Origin of the sequence: Duncaniella sp., assembly GCF_029054785.1 — a bacterium.
Classification (GTDB): domain Bacteria; phylum Bacteroidota; class Bacteroidia; order Bacteroidales; family Muribaculaceae; genus Duncaniella.
The window spans coordinates 1-3,743 of record NZ_JAIDEN010000068.1 but is presented as its reverse complement, the minus strand read 5'-3'; the positions used below and the strand labels follow the sequence as shown (position 1 = coordinate 3,743).

The following is a 3,743-nucleotide window of genomic DNA, read 5'->3' as shown; positions in this document are numbered from 1 at the left end:
CCCCCAACCCATTTGCCCCCTCAATCCTTTTTGCCCCCAGCCGCGAGCTTCAGCGAGCCCTCCGATCCCCCTCAACCCTTTTGTCCCCGCCGCGAGCTTCAGCGAGCCCCTCTCAAAACCTTTGTCCGAGTTGCGCGCTGCTTGCTGCGCGTCCGGCCCCTCTTCCATCCCCCCAACCCTTTTTGTCCCCGGCTGCGAGCTTCAGCGAGCCCCACAAAAGCCGGGCATCCCCAAAAAGCCAAGCTCCCGGCTGCCTTTCGGCAGCCGGGAGCTTGCTTTATCGAATCCTCAGAATCTTATTAGAGCTGGGGACCTGCTGCTACGAGAGCCTTGCCGGCTTCGTGGCCTTCGAATTTCTTGAAGTTGTTGATGAACATCTCAGCGAGCTTGTCAGCCTTCTTGGTCCATTCTGCGGGATCAGTGTAGGTGTCGCGCGGATCGAGGATCTTCGGATCAACACCGGGGAGTTCGGTAGGAATGGTGAAGTCGAAGATGGGGAGCTGCTTGGTCGGAGCGCTGAGGATAGCACCGTCGAGGATAGCGTCGATGATACCGCGGGTGTCACGGATAGAGATACGCTTGCCTGAACCGTTCCAGCCGGTGTTCACGAGATAAGCCTTGGCACCGCTCTTTTCCATACGCTTAACGAGTTCTTCAGCGTATTTGGTGGGGTGGAGCGAAAGGAAGGCTGCGCCGAAGCAGGCAGAGAATGTGGGAGTAGGTTCGGTGATACCGCGTTCTGTACCGGCGAGCTTGCTGGTGAAGCCAGAGAGGAAGTAGTACTTGGTCTGTTCCGGAGTCAGGATAGAAACGGGAGGAAGCACACCGAATGCGTCAGCCGACAGGAAGATGACGTTCTTTGCGGCAGGACCGCGAGAAGGAACGATGATGTTCTTGATGTGGTTGATCGGGTAGCTTACGCGGGTATTCTCGGTCACGCTCTTGTCAGTGAAGTCGATCTTGCCTTCAGCGTCGACAGTAACGTTTTCGAGGAGAGCGTCGCGGGTGATAGCGTTGTAGATATCGGGTTCGCTTTCCTTGTCGAGGTTGATGACCTTGGCATAACAGCCGCCTTCGTAGTTGAAGACACCGTTGTCGTCCCAGCCGTGTTCGTCGTCACCAATGAGCAGACGCTTGGGATCGGTCGAAAGGGTAGTCTTGCCTGTGCCTGAGAGGCCGAAGAAGATAGCGGTGTTTTCGCCCTGCTTGTCGGTATTGGCCGAGCAGTGCATTGAAGCGATGCCGCGAAGAGGGTTGTAGTAGTTCATGATAGAGAACATACCCTTCTTCATTTCACCGCCATACCAGGTGTTGATGATGAGCTGCATGCGTTCGGTGAGGTTGAAAGCAACGCAGGTTTCAGAGTTGATGCCGAGTTCTTTCCAGTTCTCAACCTTAGCCTTAGAAGCGTTGAGGACAACGAAGTCGGGCTTGAAGTTCTTGAGTTCTTCTTCGGTCGGACGGATGAACATGTTGGTCACAAAGTGAGCCTGCCATGCAACTTCCATCACGAAACGTACTGCAAGACGGGTGTCGGGGTTGGTGCCGCAGAATGCGTCTACAACATAAAGAGTCTTGTCAGAAAGTTCCTTGTCAGCGATAGCCTTCAGGGCGTTCCATGCTTCGGGAGTGATGGCCTTGTTGTCATTCTTATATTCTTCGGTAGTCCACCAGATTGAATCTGCGCTGGTGTCATCCTTCACGAAGAATTTGTCCTTGGGCGAACGACCGGTGTAGATACCTGTCATCACGTTGACAGCACCGAGTTCGGTCTGCTGACCTTTCTCATAGCCGGTGAGCTCAGGGTTGGTTTCGTCGATGAAAAGCTGATCGTAGCTGGGGTTGTGGATCACCTTTGCACCGGTGATGCCATACTGGGATAAATCAATTGTACTCATTGTCGTTAAAGTAGAGTGTTTGATATATGAAATTGATAATTATTGTTCCTAAAATCGTTCGGTAATCTTTTTAACCTTGAGGAAGGTCCTTTTTATCCGCTTGCAAAGTTACTGACTTTTTTCGGTATAGAGCCGGCAAATTAAAGAAATTTTTCTCTATTAATAATTTTTAATTAAATTGCTGCGTTCAAGGTCTGACGGACAGACGATAGGCCTCCGCCTGCTGTCCGTAACAAATAACCGCCGGACCTTACGCTTTGTTCACCCGCGCCTGAACCACCGGCGCCTTTTTATTGTTTATTAACACTATTGCTCTCCCTGAGCAGGTCTGCAAGCTCACTCCCCTGCCCTGTCCTTGCCGCTGAGCATACCGCAGGCCGCTTCGATATCCTCTCCGCGCGAGGTGCGGATCGTAGCCGTCACCCCAAGCTCGTTCAGGCGGTCGCGGAAACGCTCCATAGTCTCCGTGTCGGCAGTCACATGCCCGAAATCCGGAATAGCATGGAAGCGGATCAGATTCACCCGGCAGTCAACCCCCTTGAGCAGACGCGCCAGCGCATCGGCATGACGCAGATCGTCATTGACTCCGCGCCACATTATATATTCCGCCGACAGCCTGCGCTGATGAGCGAAATCATAATTCCTCATCATCGCCATCACCCCCGCAACCGGGAAAGCCTTCTCGACAGGCATCAGCCCCTCGCGCTCCTGCTTGAAAGGCGAATGCACACTGATAGCCACATGGACCTTCGTCTCATCCAGCAGACGGCGCAGACCGTCGGTCTTGCCGATGCTTGAAACCGTGATGCGCTTCGGGCTCCAGGCCAGGCCCCAGGGCGCCGTCAGCACCTCGACAGCTTTCAGAACCTCATCGACATTATCCATCGGCTCACCCATACCCATAAACACGATATTCGTCAGCGACCGGCTCTCAGGGATAGCCATCACCTGATTCAGAATGCCCGCAGCCGTCAGATTGCCGTGGAAACCCTGACGCCCCGTCATGCAGAAACGGCAGCCCATGCGGCAGCCCGCCTGCGACGACACACACAGCGTCGCCCGCTCGCGGTCAGGAATATAGACAGCCTCCACATCACGTCCTCCGGCGCCCCCCGACAGGAAATCGAAACCCTCGCCACGCGTGGCAAACAGATATTTCACCGTCCCGTCCGTCGAACGCGCCTCAGCGATCGGCGCCTCCAGCCCAACGCAGTAATGCTCCTCCAGCCACTCGCGCGACGCCTTCGGCAGCTCGGTCATCTCCGCGATCGACCGCGCGCGGTTGACATACAGACGCCGAGCCATCTGCTTCGCCGCAAAACGGCGCAGCCCGGCCTCTTCGGCCACAGCTTCGAGTTCACCAAGAGTCATGCCGATCAACGGCTTCCGGACAACATTCTGCTTTTCCATAAAAAACAATAGGCTGTAAAAAAATAAAAGGCAGTTTCTGAACAGCGTCCGGCAGCGCGAAAAAACCGCTCCCGTGCGCATTCTAACCGCAAAATTACAAAAAAATCCGCCAAATTCTTGCTAAACTCAAAAATACTCACTACCTTTGCTCCCGCAAAACCAAACAACGGGGTATTAGCTCATCTGGCTAGAGCGCGACACTGGCAGTGTCGAGGTGAGCGGTTCGAGTCCGCTATACTCCACCAGTCCAAGCGAATCGGAATCAAATTCCGGTTCGCTTCTTTTGTTATTCCCCGCCAAAACACTATCTTTGCGACTATGAAGCTCATCGAACTCAACATGGACAAGATCATCGCCTTGTGCAAAAAGTACAAGGTCGCAAAGCTGTGGGTATTCGGCTCCATCCTCACCCCCCGATTCAACGACCGCAGCGAC

At 54.3% G+C, this 3,743-nt stretch carries 2 protein-coding genes, 1 tRNA gene and 1 pseudogene; 2 read left to right on the top strand and 2 right to left on the bottom strand.

Features of this window, described 5'->3' with window-relative positions; genetic code table 11:
- Positions 1 to 299 precede the first annotated feature (299 nt).
- Together pckA and rlmN are read right to left on the bottom strand one after the other, a co-directional pair.
- Positions 300 to 1,898, bottom strand: a complete 1,599-nt coding sequence (gene pckA, locus K2H17_RS04570) for a phosphoenolpyruvate carboxykinase (ATP) (protein WP_300131955.1) — start codon at positions 1,896 to 1,898, stop codon at positions 300 to 302.
- A 336-nt stretch (positions 1,899 to 2,234) separates the two neighbouring features.
- Complete coding sequence (rlmN, locus tag K2H17_RS04565; protein ID WP_300131952.1) at positions 2,235 to 3,308, bottom strand: 23S rRNA (adenine(2503)-C(2))-methyltransferase RlmN; 1,074 nt, start codon at positions 3,306 to 3,308, stop codon at positions 2,235 to 2,237.
- A gap of 168 nt (positions 3,309 to 3,476) precedes the next feature.
- On the opposite strand from rlmN, the gene K2H17_RS04560 reads away from it, so the two are divergent.
- Positions 3,477 to 3,553 (top strand) — tRNA-Ala (locus K2H17_RS04560).
- Between the two features lie 73 nt (positions 3,554 to 3,626).
- Positions 3,627 to 3,743, top strand: a pseudogene (locus K2H17_RS11215) (nucleotidyltransferase); the annotation flags it as partial.

Excerpts from the sequence above, each read along its gene's own strand:
- pckA (WP_300131955.1), bottom strand. The coding sequence starts at position 1,898 with ATGAGTACAATTGATTTATCCCAGTATGGCATCACCGGTGCAAAGGTG.
- rlmN (WP_300131952.1), bottom strand. The coding sequence starts at position 3,308 with ATGGAAAAGCAGAATGTTGTCCGGAAGCCGTTGATCGGCATGACTCTT.